Consider the following 20,295-nt stretch of genomic DNA (forward strand, 5'->3'; position numbering starts at 1 on the left):
CTGGTGCAAAGTTCACGATCGGCTTGGCTGGGGGTTGCCTTTCACCCGGTCATTTCAGAATTTCGTAACTCACGTCGATGTGCCCGAGGCCCAGCGACGCGATCGCGCGGAACGCCGCCCGGGACAGATCGATGCAACGCCCGTCGATGTACGGCCCGCGGTCGTTGATGCGGACGATGACCGACTTGCCGTTGTCCGGGTTGGTCACCCGCACCCGCGTACCGAACGCCCACGTCTTGTGCGCCGCGGTCAGCGCCTCCGGATCGAACTGCTCGCCGTTCGCGGTCGCCTGCGGCTCGTCGTAGAAGGAGGCGCCGCACGACCCCGTGTCCGTGACCACCTCGGTCTTGGGCTTGGGGCTGGTCGTGGCCTTGGGAGTGGTCCTGCTCGGACTCGGCTCCGCGGACCGCGCGTTGCCCCGGGATGCCCGCTGCGGCGATCTGGTCGGCTCCGGCGCGTTCGTCGTTGTCGGCGCCGGCTCTTGCGTGCTCGTTGCCTCCGGCGCCGGCGGGCTTGTCGTCGGCGCGACGATCTCCACCGTCTCCGGGCCACGCGCGCCGACCAGGCGGACCGCGCCCACCCCACCCCCGACGAGCAGCGTGCCAACCACGGCCGCCGAGGCCACGGCGCTGATTCGACTCCCCTGGGACCTGCGGTGATGCTTTCCGGTCACCGGCGGACCGTAAACAGCTCTGCACTTGTGGTGTCAAAGTGATCTATGGCATTCGTACGGCTTTGTGGTGAAACGTTCAGCCATTCGACCGAGGCCGCGTGGGTCGGTTGTCCACTGACGGACCATAGACCTGTGCCTGACCTTGCAAAACGCCTGATCGAGACCTTCCGCTGGATCGACCTGGGCCCAGAGAGCACACATCTGGTCAGCGATATGTCCGGCTGGTGGCGCGACCCAGAGATCATCGCCGCCCTAGGGCCAGCGCTGGCCGGCCTCTTCCGGCCCGCGCGCCCCACGGTCGTGGTCTCGCCCGAGGTCACCGGGTACCTGCTGGGCCCCTTGGCCGCCGCCGCGCTGGGCGTGGGCTTCGCGGCCGGGCACAAAGAAGGCGCCGACCGCCAGATCGCCGAGCCGGTGACCTGGGCCCGCACCGCTCCCGACTACCGCGGCAGGACGCCGGGCCTGGGCATCCGCAGCCGCCTGCTAGGCCCGACCGACCGCGTGCTGGTCGTGGACGACTGGGTCACGACAGGCGCCCAGGTGCGCGCGCTGTACGAGGTAATCCAAACCCTGGGCGCGACGCCGGTGGGCTGCGCCGCGGTAGTCGCAGACTGCGACCGCGAGGTGACCGCCGAGCTGGGCATCAGGTCACTGCTGACCTCAGACGACCTCGCCCCGGACTGACGCGGGCGCCTTCTGCGCCGAGCCGCGGGAGCCTTCGACGGGGTACCGCTTGTCGGAGTCAGCCAACTTCGCGCGGGCGACTTCGACGAGGTCGACGCCGAGGACGTCCGCCAGCCGGGTCAGGTAGATCACGACATCACCGATCTCAGCCGCGACCCGTGCGCCAGCATCGGGGTCACTCATGACGCGCACCGACTCGTCCGGCGTGAGCCACTGGAACTCGGCGAGGAGCTCACCCACCTCGCCGGCGAGGGCCATGGCGAGGTTCTTCGGCGTGTGGAACTGCTGCCAGTCGCGCACCTCGGTGAAGGCACGCACCTCTCGCTGAAACTCCACCAACCGATCAGACACGCCGGTCACTCTAGGCGTTCAGGTCCGGTCCGGCTGGTGGCAGGCCAACAGTCCCTTACCACCTGTCCGTCCCGTATGCCCTCGACCCACCCACCGGGGAGCAGACCAGCGCCGGGGCCGGCACCACATAGGGACGGCGAGCTGGCCGACATACCAAGAACGGTATATGCTCGTGCGGTGAAGGGTCGCTACGACATCGAGCTGGAACCCGAGGTACGGGACTGGCTTGAGATGTTACGGCTCAAGGACTACGCGAAGGTCGAAGCTATGGCGGACATCCTCGCTGAACGAGCCGAGACACTCGGCGAGCCGTATTCGCGACATCTCAGCGGCAAGACGCGCGAGCTGCGGTTTCACCTTGACCGCTCCGCCGTCCGGATCAGTTACTGGCTAGCCCGGGCGCGCGAGCAGTGTTGCTGACCGTGTTCCGCAAGATGCGACAGATCGAGCGAGCAGAGGTCGCACGGGCGATTGCAGCCCAGCAAGTGTGCGAGTCAGGGCACGAGACTCACGCTCCCGCGACCGAGACATACGAACGGAAATGGCTCTGAGGAACCGGAGGACCAGACGATGACTACCCGTCACAGCCGTTGGGAGCGCACGGGCGCCGACGAACACGCCGCCGCGTACGAGGAAGCCCGCGCGGCGCTGTTGCTTGGGCAGATGGTTCACGACCGGCGGACCGAACTCGCGATGACCCAGGCCGAACTCGCGGAGCGCGCCGGCATGACGCAGCCGCAGCTTTCCCGCCTGGAGTCCGGCGGAGCCACCCCGACCGTGCCACTGCTGGCCCGCCTAGCAGCAGCGCTGGACGCAGACCTCGACATCGCGTTTCGCCCCCACAACTCAGTCGCTGCTTGATCGAGCTCGAGGAAGGCAAGGCTCTCCCGATCTCCGCAAGCCCGATCGTCAAGGAGGCGCGCTATGGGAGCTCATCACGCGGCCTGCAGGTTCAGTGCCACTGTCATGACAACCGACGTCGCCGTGCTGCACATGCTTCGCGCGCTGTGCCAGCACTGCGAGTCAGGTCTCAGCGAGGCACAACGGCTGTTGCCAGGACGCTAGCGCCTGGTCAAGACCAACAACCTCGACCCTGCCACTCCACGCCGATAGGGCATATGTCCAAGGTGGGGAGCCAGTTGGCACGACAGCAGCTGACTGTGCACCGAAATGACGAACGCCTAGCCTCGACATCTGCCTGACCAGGGGGCCTTCATTTGTGGAGCGGGTGACGGGAATCGAACCCGCACTGTCAGCTTGGGAAGCTGATGTTCTGCCATTGAACTACACCCGCAAGCGGAGACCACTGTACCTGGTCGGTCAACGGGCGCGCATGCACCTCGCCGCGGACCAGGTCAGACCGCACGCGGCTCACCGAACAGGCGGGCCGCCACAAGGGCTGCTCAGCTGGCCGCGCGGGCCTCGGCTGGCTCTGACGCTGCGGCCGACGGGTCCAGCCAGACTTGCACCGCGGGGCGGGCCGGAGGCTCGACCGCGAACGGGGTGGCGCCGTTGCGGCCGTGGCGGGCGACCATCGCTACGTCCACGGTGAACTCGAATAGGCGCCAATCGACATGCGGCGCCGCGCGGAGGTGGCCGGCCAGGCGGGCGACCTTGGCGCGGTCGGTGACCACCGTGGCGCGGCCGGCCAGGTAGGCCTCGTCGTCGCTGTCCTCGGGCGGGAACGAGTGCAGCGCATACCGCCCGTCGCGCTCGAGATCGCGACGCTTGGGCGAGTCGACCACGAAGCAATACAGCCCGTCGTCCGTGATGACCGGCGAGACCGGGTGCACCCGCGGGCCGCCGTCGGACCGGACGGTCGCCAGGTAGCCCAGGCCGGGCCCGTACTGCAGCATGAGGGTGCGGATCGCCTCGGCTAGGCGGGGCTCGTCGGCGGTGAAGTCGGACCAGGATGCCATGCCGACATTCTATCGAACATACGTTCGACCCAGGTAGTGTTCCCCTATGGTGTGTTGATGCTGCTCTCCGACCGTGACCTCGTCACCGAGATCAAGGCGGGCAACCTCGCGCTCGATCCGTTCGAGCCGGCGCTGGTCCAGCCATCGAGCATCGACGTGCGGCTCGATCGGCTCTTCCGGGTATTCAACAACCACCTGTACACGCACATCGACCCCTCGGTGCAGCAGGATGAGCTGACCTCGCAGGTCGAGGTGCCGGACGGCGAGCCGTTCGTGCTGCACCCGGGTGAGTTCGTCCTGGCCTCGACGCTGGAGGTCATCTCCCTCGGCGACCGGTTCGCCGGCCGCCTGGAGGGAAAGTCGAGCCTGGGCCGACTGGGGCTGCTCACGCACTCGACGGCCGGCTTCATCGACCCGGGTTTCACCGGCCACGTGACGCTTGAGCTGTCGAACGTGGCCAACCTGCCGATCACGCTCTGGCCGGGCATGAAGATCGGCCAGCTCTGCATCTTCCGGCTTTCCTCGCCCGCCGAGCACCCGTACGGCTCGACCGTGTACGGCTCGCGCTACCAGGGCCAGCGCGGCCCCACGCCCAGCCGTGCGTGGAAAAACTGGCGGACGTGGCCGACCACGAAATAACCGGACAGCAGGAGACGCCCTCCCACCCCGGATGGATGGGAGGGCGTCTCCTTACTGGCCGGTGCGCGTCGCGTGACGGGGGAACACGCAACAGGCGCGGCCACGGGGGTGAGTAACGCCTATCCGGGCCGGCCGTAGCTATGGATCGGCGCGGCGTTGATCGTGCGCATCCGGATCGGTACGCCCGGTTTGGACGCATCGACGATGTAGCCGCCGCCGACATAGATGCCGACGTGATGCAGGTCGCTGTAGTAGAAGACGAGGTCGCCGACCTTCAAATTGCTCCGGCTGACCGACGGCACCGTGCCGCGCTGCCGTGCGGCGTTGTGTGGCAGGCCAACACCCGCGGCGGCCCAGGCCTGCATCGTGAGGCCCGAGCAGTCGTACGAGTTGGGGCCTTCGGAACCGAAGACATACGACTTGCCGATCTGGGCGCAGGCGAACTTGGCCGCCTTGGTACCGGCACTGCCGTCGTACTGCACAGGGCAGGGCGCCGGGCGTAGCTCGCCGATGCCACCGTTGCTGCCATACGCGTCGAGGCGCATCTTCTCCAGCTTGGTGATCTCGGTGTCGATCTGCTTCTTCTTCGCCGCCAGCTGCGCCTCTTCCTCGGTGAGCTGGCCGACGAGCTGGTCGAGCGGCGCCTTCTGCGCCGCGTACCGCTCGCGAAGGTCGACGACCGCCTGGATGTCCTTCTGCGAGCGGCGGGCGAAGACGTCGAGCATCTCAAGCTGGTCGGCGAATGTCGTAGGTGAACCTGTCGTCAGCATCGCGTTGAGCGCCGAGAAGTTACCGCCCTTGTACTGCTCTGCCGCGTACTCCCCCACCTTCGCCATGGCGAGGTCGATCTGCAGCTGAAGCGGCGCGATCTTCTTGGCCAGCACCTGGGCCTTCTGTCGCTTCGCCTGGAGATCCAGCCGGGTCGCGTTGTGCTTTTCAGCCAGCGGCTCCAGCTTGACCCACGCCGCGTCGATCTGCTTTTCGATCTCAGCGGGTGAAGGTGCGGCCCGCGCCACGGTGCCGCTGGAGAGCACGGTCGCGACAGCGACGAGAGCGGTAATTACGGTGCGACGCGCGGCATAGCGTGCCACCGGAGCCGTTACTCCTTCTCCTTGGCCGCCTACCGGGTTAGCTGACGGGTTCGGGCGGGAGAGCGCGCCCTACCGCTTTCGCGGATTCACCCCGAGGTGCTTGGGTCCCCGGCTCGTACGTTGGTCCGACTCGGCGGGCTGAGCCGTGGTCTCCCAGGCTGGGAGGCCGACCGCCGGCTCAACGATCCCCAAGGGTAGGAGTGGCGCAATCGCCCGCGCAAGCTGTGTGGACAACCCATTCGTTGCGTATACCGGCCGGTAGCGCCTCGTGTATCGAAGCGTTCCAAATCAATGGTTAGAACACGTATTCGAGCAGGCGAGCGTGCCGGTCGTTGTCTGCGAACAGACTCTTTCCGCCGATTCGGAGTGGTTCGGAATTCACAATGGACACGCTCAGTGGCATCTCGGTAGCGACGCGTCGCCGGCCGTCGACCGCGAGTGCGAGGACAGGAGTACGGCCAGCCGGCGCGTCGCGTGCATCTTGCGCGAGATTGCTCAATTGTGGAGGTTCGCGGCAAGGCGGACAATCGACGGCCGAGGACTCTGAAGCTTTTTTACGAGCGCGCGACATCTAGCGGCATCTATTGACGAAGACGGGCCGGCCGGGCGAGGGTGGGCTCACCCCCCGAATGGAGGTTCGGATGCACCGTCTGTCAGCGCGGATCGCACTCAGCACGGCGGTGGTCGGAGCGGCGGCCCTTGTGCCGGCCGCCCCGTCCCCGCGTCCAGCCCCGGACAGGACATCAGACAGCGGGAGTACACGGCCGCCGCCGCGGCCTACGGCGTGCCGGAGAGCGTCCTGCTCGGCGTCTCCTACCTGGAGTCCCGCTGGGACACCAACGCCGGCACCCCGAGCACCAGCGGCGGCTACGGCCCGATGCACCTCACCGACGCCGAGTACGTGACCGCACTGCCGAGTCGGAGCGGCAACCACCACGACCACGACGGCGAGGACCCGCGCGGCGACAGCAGCCGCCCCGCGCGAAACGTCGACTCGGGTGGTGTGCCCGCCCCGGCACCCGAGGCGCTCCAGACCCTCGACCGGGCCGCGGCGATCACCGGTGCCTCCGAGGCGGACCTGCGCACCACCCCCTCGGCGAACATCGCCGGCGGGGCGGCACTCCTCGCCTCGTACCAGCGAAGCATTGGTGGACCGGCGGGGAGCGCGAGCGACCCCGCGGCCTGGTATGGCGCGGTGGCCAGGTACAGCGGCGCGGACAGCGCCGATGCCGCGGCGGCCTTCGCCGACGAGGTCTTCGCGACGATCCGGACCGGCGCGACGCGGGTGACCGACGACGGGCAGCGGGTGGCGCTGGCCGCGCGCGACGTCGTCCCGGCGCGCGACTGGCTGTCCCGCCTGGGCCTGCGCAAGCTGGCCCGCCCGGACGGCCTGGAGTGCCCGACGGACATCTCCTGCGAGTGGATCCCGGCGCCGTACCAGGAGTTGGGCGGCGGCGACTACGGCAACCACGACAAGGGCAACCGCCCGCAGCAGCAGAAGATCGAGTACATCGTCATCCACGACACCGAGGGCTACTTCCAGCCGTCGGTCGACCTGGTGCTCGACCCCACGTACGTGAGCTGGCACTACACGCTCCGCTCAGTGGATGGGCACATCGCGCAGCACGTCAAGGCCAAGGACGTGGGGTGGCACGCGGGCAACTGGTACGTCAACGCGAAGTCGATCGGCCTGGAGCACGAGGGCTTCGCGGCGCAGGGCACCTGGTACACCGAGGCGATGTACCGCACCTCGGCCAAGCTGGTGCGACACCTCGCGCTGCGGCTGGGCATCCCGCTGGACAGAAACCACATCATCGGCCACGACAACGTGCCCGGCACCCTGGCGGCCAACGTGCGCGGCATGCACTGGGACCCGGGCCCGTACTGGGACTGGTCGCACTACTTCGACCTGCTCAAGGCGCCGTTCCGCACGCTGGGCTGGCCGGGCAGCGGGCTGGTGACGATCGACCCGGACTTCGCGACGAACAAGCCGGCGTTCGTCGGGTGCGGCAGCGACCCGGTCGCGCCCTGCCCACCGCGCGGCTCGTCAGCGGTCATCCTCCGCACCGCGCCGCACCCGGCCGCACCGCTGATCAAGGACATCGGCCTGCGGCCGGGTGGCGAGGACGCCACGATGCACATCTCCGACCACGGCGCACGGGCGTCGGCTGGGCAGACATACGCGGTGGCCGACCGGCAGGGAGACTGGACGGCGATTTGGTACCTGGGGCAGAAGGCGTGGTTCCACAACCCACGCTCGGCGCCCACCGCGAAGTGGGCCACCGGTCTGGTGGTCACCCCCAAAGCAGGCAAAGCAACGATCCCGGTGTACGGGCGCGCGTACCCGGAGCAGGCTGCCTACCCGGAGGGCATGCCGTACCAGACCATCGCGCCGCTCCAGTACACGTTGGCGGCCGGCCAGCGGTACGCGGTGGGAAACGTGCTGCCAGGCGAGTACTACCGGGCGGTGACGTTCGACGGCTCGTCACCGGGCGACTGGACGGTGATCCGGGGCGAGAAGAAGTACGTGCAGTTCCAGTTCGGACACCGGCTCATGTTTGTGGATCTAGCTGACGTGTCGATCTTGCCGTCGCCGATCTAGGACCGACGACCGCCGTCAGCACGTCGTCGAGGGTGACCACCCCGAGCGCGGCGCGGCCGTCGCTGACCAGCACCATGTGCCGCCGCTCGCGGCGCATGGCGAGCAGCAGCTCGGCCAGCGTCCGCTCGGGTGGCACCACGGCCAGCGGGCGCATGATCTCCTGCGGCACCGGGGCGGTCCGGCGCGGGCCCTCGTACCCGAGCACGTCCTTGACGTGCACGAAGCCGAGCACCCGCCGGGTCGCCCGGTGCACCACTGGAAACCGCGAGCGGCCGGTACGCGTGGCGAGCACCTCCAGCGACGCCGGCGAGACGTCCTCCGAGACGGTCGTGACCTGGGTCCAGGGGCGGAGCGTGTCGGCGGCCGTGCGTCGGTTGAGCGCCAGCGCGCCGGTGATCCGCGCGTGCTCCTCGGCGTCCAGCAGGCCCTCGGTGCGCGCCTGCGACACAAGGGCCGCCAGCTCCTCGGCCGTGAAGACGGTCTTGACCGCGTCGGTGGCCTCGACCCGCCAGATCCGCAGGACCATCCGGGACGCCCACTTCATGGCGACCAGCAGCGGCTTCGTGGCCAGGCAGAACGCCAGCATCGCCGGCCCCAGCCACAGCGCGGACACCTCCGGACCGGCGAGCGTGATGTTCTTCGGGACCATCTCGCCGATCACCGTGTGCAGGAAGATCACAATCCCCAGGGCCAGCACGAACGCCACCGGGTGCAGCGCACTGTCTGGCACGCCCAGCGCGTGGAACGGCCCTTCCAGCAGGTGGGCCAGCGCCGGCTCGGCGATCGCGCCGAGCAGCAGCGCGCAGACCGTGATGCCCAGCTGGGCGCCGGCGATCATGAGTGGGATCTGGTTCATCGCGGCGAGCGCCCACCGGGCCCGCCGGGAGGTCTCCGCGAGCGGCTCGATGACCGTGCGGCGGGAGGCGATCAGCGCGAACTCGCTGCCCACGAAGAAAGCGTTGCCGAGCAGCAGGAACACCGTGATCAGGACCTTAGTCATGGTTCGCCACCTCCGGCGCCACCACGCGCACCTGCTCGATCCGGTGCCGGTCGACCTCCACGATCGTAAACTCCCAGCCCTTTTCGACCACGGTCTCGCCGGCCACCGGGATGTGCCCGAGCCGCGCCATGAGGAAGCCGGCGAGCGTCTCGTACGGCCCCTCGGGCAGCCGGAAGCCGATCTGCTCGGCCACCTCGTCGCCGCGGAGCAGGCCGTCGACCTGGAACGTCCGCTCGCCGCCCGGCACGGTCAGCTCCACCGGCCCGGCATGGTCGACCGCGTCCGGGTCGAACTCGTCGGCGATCTCCCCCACCAGCTCCTCGACGAGGTCTTCCACTGAGACGACGCCGTCGGTGCCGCCGTACTCGTCGACCACGATCGCCAGGTCGGCGTCGGCCGCGCGGAGCGCGGCAAGCACACCATCAAGATCCAGGCTCTCTGGGACGTAGACCGGCTCGCGGGCCACCGCGGCCACCGTCGTGGTCGACCTTCTCGCCGGGGGTACGCCGAGCGCGTCCGGCACGCCGGCCACGCCCGTGACCAGGTCGAGCGTGTCCTCGTACACCGGGAAGCGGGTGTGACCGGTCTCCTGGGCGGCGGCGATGAGCTCGGCCACGGTAGCGGTGCTCTTCAGCGCGATCACGTCCACGCGCGGGGTCATCGCCTCGGCGGCCCGCTTTTCGCCGAAGCGGATCGTGCGTTGCAGCAGCCGCGCCGTCTCGGTCGGGAGCGCGCCGGCCCGCGCCGAGATCGCCGCCAGCAGCCCCAGCTCCTCCGGCGAACGAGCGCTGGCCAGCTCTTCCTGCGGCTCGACCCCGAGGCGGCGCACGAGCCAGTTGGCCGAGTTGTTGAGCCCCCGGATCACCCAGCCGAGGATCATCGAGAAGCCGCGCATCGGCCCGGCTGTCCGCAGAGCCGCCGGCATCGGACGGGCGAGGGCGGCGTTCTTGGGTACCAACTCGCCGAAAAGCATGGACAGCAACGTGGCCAGTACCAGCGCGAACACCGGGGTGACCGAGTCGGTGGAGGCACCGGCGAGCGGGCGGATCGCCGGGGCGAAGAGCTTGGCGAGCGCCGGCTCGGCCAGGTAACCGGTCAGCAGCGCGGTGATCGTGATGCCCAGCTGTGCGCCGGAGAGCTGGAACGACAGCGCGTGCAGCGCCTTCTGCACAGTGGCGGCCCGGCGGTCGCCCGCCTCGGCGCGCTGGTCGATATCCGCCCGGTCGACGGTCACGAGCGCGAACTCCGCCGCGACGAAGAACGCGTTGCCCGCCGTCAGGGCAGCGAAGCCGAGCAGCGGCAGGATCGTGGTAAGTAATAAACCGTCGATGGTCGGTTCACCTCGGCGGTGATTCTCCCACGCCAGCGGGTTGACGGGTTGACGTGCGGGTGGCCAGCACGCCGAGGAGTACCCCCAGCACCGCCCCGATCGCGTTGTTGACCCAGTCGTTGGCGATGCAGGCCCGGCCCGCGCTCATGATCGCCTGAGTGAACTCGATCGCGACCGGCACGAGTACCGCCACGCCCGCCACACGCCCGGGCCGCCGCGCGGCGAGCACGGCGAAAAACGTCATCGGTACGAACATGAGCACGTTGCCCACCCGTTCGCCCTTGTCAGCTGTGGTGGTGAGGGCGTGCCACAGCGCCGGCGGGTCGAAGAGGGCGCCCGCGCACGAGCCGATCGCCGAGAGGTCGGGACCGCCGATCGAGGTGTCCGGTGCGGGCAGCAGCGTGAGCGTGGCCACCGCCGCGGCGCCGAGCATCGCGCCGAGCGTGGGCCACCGCGCCCAGCCGAGCCGCCGCGCCAGCGGGTGGTGCGTGACCGCGGCCACCAGCGCCAAGGCGAGGAACGTCAGCGCCGGCCACGGTTGCGCCAGGAAGTCGTTCGCCCAACCCAGCACGGGATACCGCCTCTCATCATCAGACGGTCCTTTTTACCGCATTTCGCTACGCGCCGGCCTTGACCGATCGGAGGAGAACGGTAGCCACGTCGACGACCTCGACCTTTTCGCTGGCTCCCCTGCCGGTGACGCCGTCATTGATCATGGTGTGGCAGAAGGGGCAGCCGACGGCGATGGTGGTGGCGCCGGTGTCGAGGGCCTCGTCGACCCGTTCGGTGTTGATGCGTTTGCCGATGCGCTCTTCCATCCACATGCGAGCACCGCCGGCACCGCAGCAGAAGGAGCGCTCGGTGTTTCGGGGCATTTCGGTGATGCCACTGGCGGTGGCGTTGGTGAGCAGCTCGCGGGGTGGGGTGAAGACCCGGTTGTGGCGGCCGAGGTAGCAGGGGTCGTGATAGGTGACCGTCCCGTCCAGCGGCTGGACCGGGGTGAGCTTTCCGGCGGCGACCAGGTCGGCCAGGAGCTGGGTGTGGTGCACGACCTGCACGTTCTTCAGCCCCAGCTGCGGATACTCGTTGGCCAGGGTGTTGAAGCAGTGCGGGCATGAGGCGACGATCTTGGTGACCTTGGCCTCGGTCAGCGTTTCGACGTTTTGCTGGGCGAGCATCTGGAAGAGGAACTCGTTGCCGATACGGCGGGCCGGATCCCCGGTGCAGGTCTCGCCCTCGCCGAGGATGGCGAAGTCGACCCCCGCCTCGTGCAGGAGAGTGGCGACGGCGCGGGCGGTTTTCTTGGCCCGGTCTTCGAACGCGGCAGCACACCCGACCCAGTACAGGTACTCGAACTCGGTGTCGCCGTCGGCACGCTTGATCTCGAAGTCGAGGGATTTGGTCCAGTCTTCGCGCGTGTTCGGCGGGGCGCCCCATGGGTTGCCCTTGTTTTCCAGGTTCCGCAGCATCACTCCGGCCTCGGACGGGAAGGAGGACTCGATCAGGACCTGGTAGCGGCGCATGTCGACGATGTGGTCGACGTGCTCGATGTCGACCGGGCACTGCTCGACGCAGGCGCCGCAGGTGGTGCAGGACCACAGCACGTCCGGGTCGATCACGCCCTGCTCGTCCGGGCCGCCGATCAAGGGCCGCTGGGCTTCGGCCAGGGCGAGAGCGTCCACGTTCGAGTGGTCGGGGTTGGGGCCGGCGAGCAGGTAGGGGGCCTTGGCGTAGGCGTGGTCGCGCAGGGAGAGCACGAGCAGCTTCGGGGAGAGCGGCTTGCCGGTATTCCAGGCGGGGCACTGGGACTGGCAGCGGCCGCACTCGGTACAGGTGGTGAAGTCCAGCAGCCCCTTCCACGTGAACTGCTCGACGGCGGCGACCCCGAACTGGTCCTTGTCCGGGTCGGCCTCCTCGAAGTCCAGCAGCTTGCCGTTCGAGGTCATGGGCCTGAGGGCGCCGAGGCCGGAGCCGGCGGGCCGGCTTGGGTCGCGCTTGAAGAAGATGTTGAAGAACGCGGCGAACCGGTGCCAGGCCACGCCCATGGTGAGGTGGGTGGCGATGACGATCAGCCAGGTCATCGACACCACGATCTTGACCATCGCGACCGTGGACAGGCCGGCCGGTGAGGCGGGCAGCAGGTCGCCGAGCCCGTGAGAGACCGGGGCTGCCCAGGTCGGCCACTCCAGGTGTCCGTCCGCGGCTTTGAACCCACGGATCAGGAATCCGCAGAGCAGGACCGCGACGATCACCCACTCGACGAAGTAGCCCTGCCACATCGTCGACCCGGTGAACCGCGACCGTCCTGCCGGCCGGGTGGGCCGGTTTGCCAGCCGGATACCGATCAACACCAGGATCCCGGCCAGCCCGAATACCCCGATGACCTCGGTGGCCAGCCCGTAGACCGCCCAACCACCGATGACGGGAAGACCGGCGTCCGGGTCGACAACCTCGAAGTAGGCCTCCAACACCAGCAGCGACAGCACGATGAACGCGACCATCACGAACCAGTGCGCCGCCCCGACCACCGACCACTTCAACATCCGCGTGTGGCCGACCGTCTCGGACAGCATCCGCCCGAGCCTGACTGGCCAGTTACCAAACCGGGACGGATCCGGCTGACCCACACGGATCACCGCCACCATCCGCCAGACCGCCCGCACGGCCAGCACCACCGCTACCGCAGTGATCACAGCCGCTACGGCAGAGGTCACGATCTGGACGGTGCCCATGTACGTCGCCCTCCCTGTGGAAAGGTCGTGGCCTCACCGCCACGAGAGCAGCGTACTGGTTGGGTTACCGAACGGTAACGTGAGTAAAGTCGCAGCCCACGGCAACCTTAGAGGGTCGGCCGGGCCTGCCGATCACCGCCAGCGCGACAGCAGGATCAGCGAGGCGACCATCGAGCCGAAGCCGACCGCGAGGTTCCAATACCCCCAGGACTCGACGGGGTAGAGGGTCTCGGTCAAGTAGTAGACGACGAGCCAACCAATGCCAGCGAAGATGAGGGCCACGGCGGTGGCCGGCAGCCAGATGGGGCTCGGCTTCTTGGCTGCCTGCGCTGCCGACGGACGGACATCGGTCGGCGGCGTGTAGACCTTCTTCTTCCGGACCTGAGACTTGGGCACGACGCTTACTCCTGTCAACGCTTTGGTACATAGATTAGCGCCGCTGCACCCGGCCGTCAGCCGGGCGAGGCTCGCACCTACCGCTAGAGTAGTCAAGCCGGCGCGCGGAAGCACGAGGGGGCTGAGACGGGTGGAGTACACCTCCGGCGGCGCCTCGTGGCGTGAGGCACTGCGGACGGCAGCCTCCGGGCTCTTCTCCCGACCCACCGGGCGACGGCGATCTCCCTGGTCAGTCGGCGTCCCTCTGATCGCGATCGCCGCTGGCCTACTCTTCACCACCAGCGCGACCACAGCCAACGGTACGTCGCTGCGCGAAGATCGTCGCCCCCAGCTCGCCCAGCTCATCGAGGATCGGCGGGAGCGGGTCGAGGCGAGCGACCGCCGGCGCGCGGCGCTGCTGGCCGAGGTCGAGGCGGAGACGGAGGCGCTCGCCGGCTCGGACGCACCGATCGCCGACCAGCGGCGCCGAGGTGAGGCGAGCCGCCAGAGCGCGGGCTTCACCAAGCTGCGCGGGCCAGGGCTGACCGTGGAGCTCGACGACGCGCCTCGGCTGGGCGAGACCCGGCCGGGCAACCCAAGCAACGACGACCTCGTTGTACACCAGAGTGACGTTCAGGCTGTAGTCAACGCACTGTGGGCCGGAGGCGCCGAAGCGATGTCGATCATGGATGTCCGGGTGATCTCTACCAGCGCGGTACGCTGCGTTGGCAACACGCTGCTGCTCCACGGGAGGGTGTATTCCCCACCCTTCAAGATCACCGCAATCGGTGACCCGGCGAAGCTGCGCGGTGCTCTGGATGCCTCCGACGGCGTGCGCCTGTTCCGCGATGCTGTGGACCACTTCGGCCTCGGCTACCGCGAGACCGTGGAAGGAAACGTGACGGTGCCGGCATACGACGGTTCCAGCGCCCTCAGCGAGGTCGAGGTGCCGCCGAAGTGAAGGATCTGCGGTGAGCCGGCATCGTGCGACGGACGGGGAAGACCAGACCGCGATCATCCCCCGCGTGACCGAAGAGAGTGCGCCCCGCGCGGTGCGGCCAAGCCCTCGACCGGCCGCGCCCACCGGCCCGCCGGTAGTGCCCGGCCCGCCTCCGGGTCCCGTGGCTGGGCGGCCGCCGGCGGACCTGCCGCCGCCTCCGGCCCGCGTTCCGCTGGACCGGCCTGAGACGCCCACCGCGATCATCCCGGCCGTGTCGTCCGACGCGACCGGGCTGCTCGGCGCCGTACCGCCGGTGCCGCCCAAGCCCGACCTGCCCGAGGGCGCCGCCACGGCCGCGCCCGTGCGTACGCAGCCACGGCGCGGCGAGCGGGTGGTCAAGCTGCGGCCGGAGCAGACCGACGACGGCTACAAGAGCGTGTATTCCGAGCTCACCCGCCCGACGATCGGCTCCCGTATCCGCGCCGGCGTGCGCGGCGTCGGCGAGCTCCTGATTACGCTCGGCGTGATCGTGCTGCTTTTCGCGGCGTACGAGGTGTGGGGCACCACCGCGATCATCGGCGGCCACCAGGACACGCTCGGCCAGCAGCTGGACCAGCAGTGGGACCAGCCGGACCCGACCGTCGGCCCCACGCCGAGCGCCTCCCCCAAGCCGCTGGCCGGCAACGCGATCGCCCGCCTCTATATCCCCAAGCTCGACAAGCAGTGGGTGGTCGTAGAGGGCGTCACGCAAAAGGACATCCGGTACGCGCCTGGCCACTATCCCAGCAGCGCAGATCCGGGCAAGATCGGCAATTTCGCCGTCGCCGGGCATCGCAACCGGGCCACGTTCTGGCGGCTGGACGAGCTCGACAACGGCGACGTGATCGTTGTGGAGACCAAGACCCAGTGGTTCGTCTACAAGGTGGTTCGCACGCGGATCGTGCGGCCGACGCAGGTCGAGGTCGTGGCGCCAGTGCCTGGGGAGCCGGGTAAGAAGCCGACCCAGGCGATGGTCACGCTCACCACCTGCAACCCGAAGTTGGACAACTATCAGCGCCTTATCGTGCACGGCGAGCTGACCCGTACGCAGGCCCGGTCCGACGGCCAGCCGGCGGAGCTGGGTTAGGGGCGCGGGATGTACGCGTGGATCTGGCGACACCTACCGTTTCGGCCGTGGCCGGCCAAGCTGGCCACCTCGCTGGTACTCATCGCCGCTATCGGGGCATTGTTCTGGTACGTGGTCTTTCCCTGGGCCGAGCCGCTCCTGCCGTTCGACGACGTGCAGGTGACCGAGGACTCGGGGGTCCCGGCCGGAGAGTCCGGCGAGTCCGGCGCACCCGTCCAGCCCGGCGCGCCCGGGGTTGAGGACGAGCCAGCGACCGGGGACGAGCACGATATCCCGTACAGCACGGAACAGCCCGCGACCCCTAGGTGATGGCATGCGCGTCCTTGTGATCGACAACTACGACTCGTTCGTCTACAACCTGGTCCAGTACCTGGGCCAGCTCGGCGCCGAGTGCGACGTGCGGCGCAACGACGAGATCGACCTGGCCGCCGTCGGCCGCTCCGGCGCCGCCGGGATCCTGCTCTCCCCGGGCCGGGTACACCCGAGCGCGCCGGTATCTGCATGGACGTGATCCGGGAGTACGGCGGCGAGCTGCCCATCTTCGGCGTGTGCCTGGGCCACCAGGCGTTCGCCGCGGCGTACGGTGCGACCGTCAACCGCGCCCCGGAGCTGCTGCACGGCAAGACCTCGGACGTACACCACAAGGGCGCGGGTGCGCTGGCCGGGCTGCCCGACCCGTTCACGGCGACCCGCTACCACTCGCTCGCCGTGGTCGAGTCGACGCTGCCTGACGAGATCGAGGTGACCGGCCGCACCGACTCCGGTGTGGTCATGGCGATGCGCCACCGCGAACTGCCGATCGAGGGCGTGCAGTTTCACCCCGAGTCGGTACTCACCGAGGGCGGTCACATCATGCTGGCAAACTGGCTTGCCGCGTGTGGCCTGCCCAGCGCCCTCGACCGCGCGCCGGCGCTCGCCGCGGAGGTGGAGGAGCGCCGCCGCGCCGCCTTCGCCTCCTAGCTAGTTATCCACAGCGGGGCCAAGTTATCCACAGGTCCATCCAGCCGGCTTTACTTGATCTGTCCACCCGTGTAGACGTACACTATGCGAAGGACAGACCTGATCAAGAAGATTCACCACGCCGCTGTCCGGGCGGGCACGACCTTCGTGCTCGTGCGCGAGGGCGGCAGCCATTCGATCTTCCGGTGTGGTGGGCAGTGCATCGTGGTCCCACGGCATCGCGAGATCAGCGAGATGACCGCGCGCGGCATCATGCGCGACCTGGATGCCGTCCTGGGGAAGGACTGGTGGAAGTGAAGACCTATACCGCAGTTTGCCGCCGATCCGGTGACTGGTGGGCGATCAGCGTGCCGGAGCTCAAGGGTGTGCACACCCAGGCCCGCCGTCTCGACCAGGCTGAGGGCATGGCACGGGACGCGATCGCCCTGATGCTCGAGGTCGATCCCGCGACGGTCGCCGTCGACGTGCGGCCGGAGCTTCCGGAGGTCGTGTCCCACGCGCTGGCGGCGCGGCGGGCGGCCCGGCAGGCCGAGGAGGCCGCTGAGCAGGCCACAGCGACCGCCGTCCAGTCGCTGCTCGACGACGGTTACACAGTTCGCGACGCGGGCGCGCTGCTCCACCTCTCGCCGCAGCGGATCTCGCAGATCGCGCCGGGTGTGCGAGCGTCGGCAAAAGCTGTCGCCGCCACGCGTGCCGAGCGGCCCGTGGTGCGCGAGCGCGTGGACTGACCGACCAGTTGGGATCAGCCAGGCGGTTCCGGGGTATCTGACGGGGTCGGCGTCGGGCTTGTCGGCGGCGCCGTGGTGGGCTCCACTTGCTCCTGCTCCACGAAGACGGTCAGCACGATCTTCGTGGACTTCTTCGCCTTGCCCGTCTCGCTCTGCCGCTGGACCGTGCCTACCTTGGCCGCCGGGGCCGGGTCACCGTCCTCCCGCTCCACGATGAAGCCGGCTTCCTCCAGCTCATCCTGGGCACGATCGGCGTTGTCGCCTACGACGTTCGGGATCGACACGATGTTGCCGCGCGATACCTCGACGATGACCGTCGCACCCTTGGCGACCTTCTTGTTAGCGTCCGGGACCCTGGTTACCTGGCCCTCCTGCGCATCGTTGTCGACCAGGCGGATCTCCGGCTTCAGGCCCAGCTCGGTCAGCCGTGCCTGTGCCGCGTCGTCGGTACCGCCCACCAGGTCGTTTGGCACCACGAGCTCTTGCGGACCCTGGCAGACATTGATGACAACCACCGTATTGCGGTCGACCCGCTCGCCCTCCGCCTTGCTTTGCGCCGCGACCGTGCCCTTTTCGCAGTCGTTGTCGTACTGGGGATCACCTGCGGTGGCGACCAGGCCCGCGTTCTTCAGATTGGCCTCGGCGTTTGCCAGCGGGAGGCCGATCACGTTGGGCACCGTCGTCTGCGGTGTCTCGTTGCCCTGGTTGGAGAGAAGCAGGCCGGCGATCAAGGCGACCACGGCCAGCACGCCGAGCGTGCTGAGCGCGGCCAATACCCAGGCGGACGACTTGCGCCGGCCCGGGTCGCCGACACGCGCGGTCGGGCGGGTCATGTCGTTCATGGGCCGGGCTACCGCAGTCTGGCCCATCATCGCGACCGTTTCGGCGTCGCGCATCACCGGCGTGGCCATGACCGGCCGGCCGGCAGCAGCGCGGAGCAGGTCGGCCCGCATCTCCTGGGCGCTCTGGTAGCGGTTGAGCGGATTCTTCGAGAGCGCCTTGAGCACGATCGCGTCGATATCCGGGTTGACCTCGGGGTTTAGCTCGCTAGGTGCCCGCGGCTCCTCCCGGACGTGCTGGTACGCCACGCTCACCGGGCTGTCGCCGACGAACGGCGGGTGGCCGATTAGCAGTTCGAAGAGCACGCAGCCCGCCGCGTACACGTCCGAGCGGGCGTCGACCGCCTCGCCGCGGGCCTGCTCGGGCGACAGGTACTGCGCGGTGCCGATCACGGCACTGGTCTGCGTCATCGTGGTGGCGCCGCTGGCCAGGGCCCGGGCAATGCCGAAGTCCATGACCTTGACCTGACCGTTTTGGGTCAGCATGACGTTTCCGGGCTTGATGTCCCGGTGGATGATGCTGTGCCGGTGGCTGAACTCCAGCGCGGCACAGATGTCGGCGGAGATCTCCAGGGCGCGCCGGGGCATCAGCTGCCCCTCGGCGGCGAGCACCTCCTTGAGCGTGCGCCCGTTGACGAACTCCATGACGATGAACGGCAGCGTCTCGCCGGTCGGCGCGATCTCCTCGCCGGTGTCGTAGACCGCGACGATGGCCGGGTGGTTGAGGGATGCCGCATTCTGCGCCTCTCGGCGGAAGCGCATCTGGAAGGTCTGGTCACGAGCGAGGTCCGTGCGCAGCATCTTGATCGCCACGTCGCGGCCGAGCCTCAGGTCGCGGCCGTGGTGGACCTCAGCCATGCCGCCATAGCCGAGCAGCTCGCCGACCTGGTACCTGCCACCGAGCAGGCGGGCCTGCGCAGTCATCTCGTCTGTAGTCCTTCGCTCGTCTGTACGTCACCCGGGCGGATTACTGAGCCTGCCCCACCCGACGGTACGGGGCGCGTCAGCGGAGCGTCTTGGCGCACCCACATCTGCAATCCGGTTGGAACCGAGCTCGAGTTACTCTGCCTGCCCTGCTGTCCCACCAGGTAGGAAATGAGACCGGCACAAAGCAGGACCAAAGCCCCCAGAATTACCGCCAGGATGATGAGAATCTGCCGGTTGGTCGAGCCGTCCTCAGGCTTCGCCGGTGGATAGCCGTACGGCTGCCCGGGCCGGCCCGGTGGGGCATTTGTCGGGGTGACCGGCCGCGCGGGCGGGATGGACGCGGCACCCGGCCGATAGCCACCCTGTGCCGGCGGTCCTGGTCGGTACGGCTGCTGGGACACCGGCGCGGGCGGTGCCGCGACCGGGCTCGACGGCACCGGCGGGTACGAGGGGTTTGTACGCGGAGGGACGGGAGTGGTGCCTGGGCCCGGCGAGGAGGGCGCGGGCGAAGCCGGTCGGGAGGGCGGTGACGCGGGGCGGCCGGCGGGCGGGGCGCCGAGCGTGGCCGCAGCCTGCCGTGCGACCGCGCCGAGCAGCGCGGCGGTCTGGAAGCGGGCGCCCGGGTCCTTGGCCATCGACTGATCGACGATGCGCCGGATCGCCGGCGGGATGTCGCCCGGCAGCGGGCGGGCCTGCTCCCGCACGTGCTTCATCGCGATTTCGAGCGGATTGTCGCCTTCGAACGGCCGGTGGCCGGAGAGGCACTGGTAGGCCACCACACCCAGCGCGTAGATGTCCGACGCCGCGGTGGCCGTACCGCCGGCCGCCTGCTCGGGCGAGATGTACGACGCAGTGCCCAGCACCGAGCCGGCCGCGGTGAGCTGCCCCACCATCGCGGAGCGGGCGATGCCGAAGTCGGTGAGCACCAGCGTGCCGTTGGGGCGTACGAGAAGATTGCCCGGCTTGACGTCGCGGTGGACGATGCCCTTCTCGTGGGCGGCCTGGAGCGCGTCGGCCGCCTGAGCGACCAACGCCATCGTCCGGGCCGGTGTGAGCCGGCCCACCCGGCCCAGCGTGCGAGACAGGGCATCTCCCTCGACGTACTCCATGACCAAGAATGCGATCTGCTGGTCGCTGCCGTAGTCATACACGTCTACGACGCCCGGATGGTTGATTGTCGCCATCGTGCGGGCTTCGCCGCGGAAGCGCTCGGCGAAGCCGGGCTCCTCCAGCAGGGCCGGGAGCAGGCTCTTCACCGCGACGGTACGGCCGAGCACCTCGTCTGTGCCGCGCCAGACATCGCCCATGCCACCGCTGGCGATGCGCTCGTCGAGGCGGTAACGGCCACCCAGCAGGACGCCGGGACTGAGCATCAGTCG

Annotated in this window: 21 protein-coding genes, 1 tRNA gene, 1 pseudogene and 1 riboswitch; of the genes and pseudogenes, 11 read left to right on the plus strand and 12 right to left on the minus strand. The window is 69.0% G+C overall.

Annotated elements, in window-relative coordinates:
- Positions 1-49: 49 nt before the first annotated feature.
- Positions 50-673, minus strand: coding sequence for a septal ring lytic transglycosylase RlpA family protein (locus Pflav_RS32735; protein WP_173040644.1), 624 nt, complete (start codon positions 671-673; stop codon positions 50-52).
- Positions 674-805: 132 nt separating this feature from the next.
- On the opposite strand from Pflav_RS32735, the gene Pflav_RS32740 reads away from it, so the two are divergent.
- The gene (locus Pflav_RS32740; RefSeq protein WP_232072177.1) at positions 806-1,357 is read left to right on the plus strand and encodes a phosphoribosyltransferase family protein; all 552 of its coding nucleotides are present in this window, start codon (positions 806-808) and stop codon (positions 1,355-1,357) included.
- Here Pflav_RS32740 and Pflav_RS32745 read toward each other — a convergent pair.
- Positions 1,334-1,708, minus strand: a complete 375-nt coding sequence (locus Pflav_RS32745) for a nucleotide pyrophosphohydrolase (RefSeq protein WP_232072179.1) — start codon at positions 1,706-1,708, stop codon at positions 1,334-1,336. The genes Pflav_RS32740 and Pflav_RS32745 overlap by 24 nt on opposite strands.
- Before the next feature lie 177 nt (positions 1,709-1,885).
- Here Pflav_RS32745 and Pflav_RS46525 point away from each other — a divergent pair, with 177 nt between their 5' ends.
- Together Pflav_RS46525 and Pflav_RS32755 are read left to right on the plus strand one after the other, a co-directional pair.
- On the plus strand, positions 1,886-2,128 hold the full coding sequence (locus Pflav_RS46525) for a type II toxin-antitoxin system RelE/ParE family toxin (protein ID WP_232072181.1): 243 nt from the start codon (positions 1,886-1,888) through the stop codon (positions 2,126-2,128).
- 150 nt (positions 2,129-2,278) lie between these two features.
- A complete protein-coding gene (locus Pflav_RS32755; RefSeq protein ID WP_173040646.1) occupies positions 2,279-2,569 on the plus strand; it encodes a helix-turn-helix domain-containing protein in 291 nt (96 codons plus the stop codon).
- A gap of 359 nt (positions 2,570-2,928) precedes the next feature.
- Here Pflav_RS32755 and Pflav_RS32760 read toward each other — a convergent pair.
- Together Pflav_RS32760 and Pflav_RS32765 are read right to left on the minus strand one after the other, a co-directional pair.
- Positions 2,929-3,002, minus strand: a tRNA-Gly gene (locus Pflav_RS32760).
- Positions 3,003-3,111: 109 nt separating this feature from the next.
- Positions 3,112-3,627: a pyridoxamine 5'-phosphate oxidase family protein gene (locus Pflav_RS32765; protein WP_173040647.1), complete on the minus strand. Its 516-nt coding sequence runs from the start codon at positions 3,625-3,627 to the stop codon at positions 3,112-3,114.
- Positions 3,628-3,684: 57 nt separating this feature from the next.
- On the opposite strand from Pflav_RS32765, the gene dcd reads away from it, so the two are divergent.
- Positions 3,685-4,266, plus strand: coding sequence for a dCTP deaminase (gene dcd / locus Pflav_RS32770; protein ID WP_173040648.1), 582 nt, complete (start codon positions 3,685-3,687; stop codon positions 4,264-4,266).
- Positions 4,267-4,385: 119 nt separating this feature from the next.
- Here the strand turns inward: dcd and Pflav_RS32775 are convergent, their stop codons facing one another.
- A complete protein-coding gene (locus Pflav_RS32775) occupies positions 4,386-5,357 on the minus strand; it encodes a C40 family peptidase (RefSeq protein WP_173040649.1) in 972 nt (323 codons plus the stop codon).
- Positions 5,358-5,367: 10 nt separating this feature from the next.
- Positions 5,368-5,503: riboswitch (cyclic di-AMP (ydaO/yuaA leader) on the minus strand.
- Positions 5,504-6,141: 638 nt separating this feature from the next.
- Between Pflav_RS32775 and Pflav_RS32780 the strand changes: the two genes are divergently transcribed.
- Positions 6,142-7,959, plus strand: coding sequence for an N-acetylmuramoyl-L-alanine amidase (locus tag Pflav_RS32780; protein WP_232072183.1), 1,818 nt, complete (start codon positions 6,142-6,144; stop codon positions 7,957-7,959).
- Here Pflav_RS32780 and Pflav_RS32785 read toward each other — a convergent pair.
- The 5 genes from Pflav_RS32785 to Pflav_RS32805 all read right to left on the minus strand — a co-directional run bounded on the left by Pflav_RS32785 (position 7,910) and on the right by Pflav_RS32805 (position 13,417).
- Positions 7,910-8,959 (minus strand): hemolysin family protein, encoded by a 1,050-nt coding sequence (locus tag Pflav_RS32785; protein WP_173040650.1) that lies wholly within the window; start codon positions 8,957-8,959, stop codon positions 7,910-7,912. The two genes, Pflav_RS32780 and Pflav_RS32785, sit on opposite strands and share 50 nt — an antisense overlap.
- Complete coding sequence (locus Pflav_RS32790) at positions 8,952-10,262, minus strand: hemolysin family protein (RefSeq protein WP_173042771.1); 1,311 nt, start codon at positions 10,260-10,262, stop codon at positions 8,952-8,954. Before Pflav_RS32790 ends, Pflav_RS32785 begins: the two co-directional genes overlap by 8 nt.
- A 34-nt stretch (positions 10,263-10,296) precedes the next feature.
- On the minus strand, positions 10,297-10,860 hold the full coding sequence (locus tag Pflav_RS32795) for a VanZ family protein (protein ID WP_173040651.1): 564 nt from the start codon (positions 10,858-10,860) through the stop codon (positions 10,297-10,299).
- A 46-nt stretch (positions 10,861-10,906) separates the two neighbouring features.
- On the minus strand, positions 10,907-13,021 hold the full coding sequence (locus tag Pflav_RS32800) for a (Fe-S)-binding protein (protein ID WP_173040652.1): 2,115 nt from the start codon (positions 13,019-13,021) through the stop codon (positions 10,907-10,909).
- Between the two features lie 132 nt (positions 13,022-13,153).
- Positions 13,154-13,417 (minus strand): cell division protein CrgA, encoded by a 264-nt coding sequence (locus Pflav_RS32805; protein WP_173040653.1) that lies wholly within the window; start codon positions 13,415-13,417, stop codon positions 13,154-13,156.
- Positions 13,418-13,547: 130 nt separating this feature from the next.
- Between Pflav_RS32805 and Pflav_RS32810 the strand changes: the two genes are divergently transcribed.
- The 6 genes and pseudogenes from Pflav_RS32810 to Pflav_RS32835 all read left to right on the plus strand — a co-directional run bounded on the left by Pflav_RS32810 (position 13,548) and on the right by Pflav_RS32835 (position 17,150).
- On the plus strand, positions 13,548-14,357 hold the full coding sequence (locus tag Pflav_RS32810) for a DUF881 domain-containing protein (protein WP_173040654.1): 810 nt from the start codon (positions 13,548-13,550) through the stop codon (positions 14,355-14,357).
- A 10-nt stretch (positions 14,358-14,367) separates the two neighbouring features.
- Positions 14,368-15,462 carry a class E sortase gene (locus Pflav_RS32815; RefSeq protein WP_173040655.1) on the plus strand — a complete coding sequence of 365 codons (1,095 nt, stop codon included), beginning with the start codon at positions 14,368-14,370 and terminating at the stop codon, positions 15,460-15,462.
- A gap of 9 nt (positions 15,463-15,471) precedes the next feature.
- Positions 15,472-15,771: a hypothetical protein gene (locus tag Pflav_RS32820; RefSeq protein ID WP_173040656.1), complete on the plus strand. Its 300-nt coding sequence runs from the start codon at positions 15,472-15,474 to the stop codon at positions 15,769-15,771.
- Positions 15,772-15,775: 4 nt separating this feature from the next.
- Positions 15,776-16,422, plus strand: a pseudogene (locus Pflav_RS32825) (aminodeoxychorismate/anthranilate synthase component II).
- An 84-nt stretch (positions 16,423-16,506) separates the two neighbouring features.
- Positions 16,507-16,719 (plus strand): type II toxin-antitoxin system HicA family toxin, encoded by a 213-nt coding sequence (locus Pflav_RS32830; RefSeq protein WP_173040657.1) that lies wholly within the window; start codon positions 16,507-16,509, stop codon positions 16,717-16,719.
- On the plus strand, positions 16,716-17,150 hold the full coding sequence (locus tag Pflav_RS32835; protein WP_173040658.1) for a type II toxin-antitoxin system HicB family antitoxin: 435 nt from the start codon (positions 16,716-16,718) through the stop codon (positions 17,148-17,150). Before Pflav_RS32830 ends, Pflav_RS32835 begins: the two co-directional genes overlap by 4 nt.
- 14 nt (positions 17,151-17,164) lie before the next feature.
- Here Pflav_RS32835 and pknB read toward each other — a convergent pair whose 3' ends face one another.
- Positions 17,165-18,913 (minus strand): Stk1 family PASTA domain-containing Ser/Thr kinase, encoded by a 1,749-nt coding sequence (gene pknB, locus Pflav_RS32840; RefSeq protein WP_173040659.1) that lies wholly within the window; start codon positions 18,911-18,913, stop codon positions 17,165-17,167.
- A complete protein-coding gene (locus Pflav_RS32845) occupies positions 18,910-20,289 on the minus strand; it encodes a serine/threonine-protein kinase (protein ID WP_173040660.1) in 1,380 nt (459 codons plus the stop codon). The genes pknB and Pflav_RS32845 overlap by 4 nt, the downstream gene beginning before the upstream one ends.
- Between the last annotated feature and the right edge of the window lie 6 nt (positions 20,290-20,295).

Source organism: Phytohabitans flavus (assembly GCF_011764545.1).
In the GTDB taxonomy this organism is placed as follows: domain Bacteria; phylum Actinomycetota; class Actinomycetes; order Mycobacteriales; family Micromonosporaceae; genus Phytohabitans; species Phytohabitans flavus.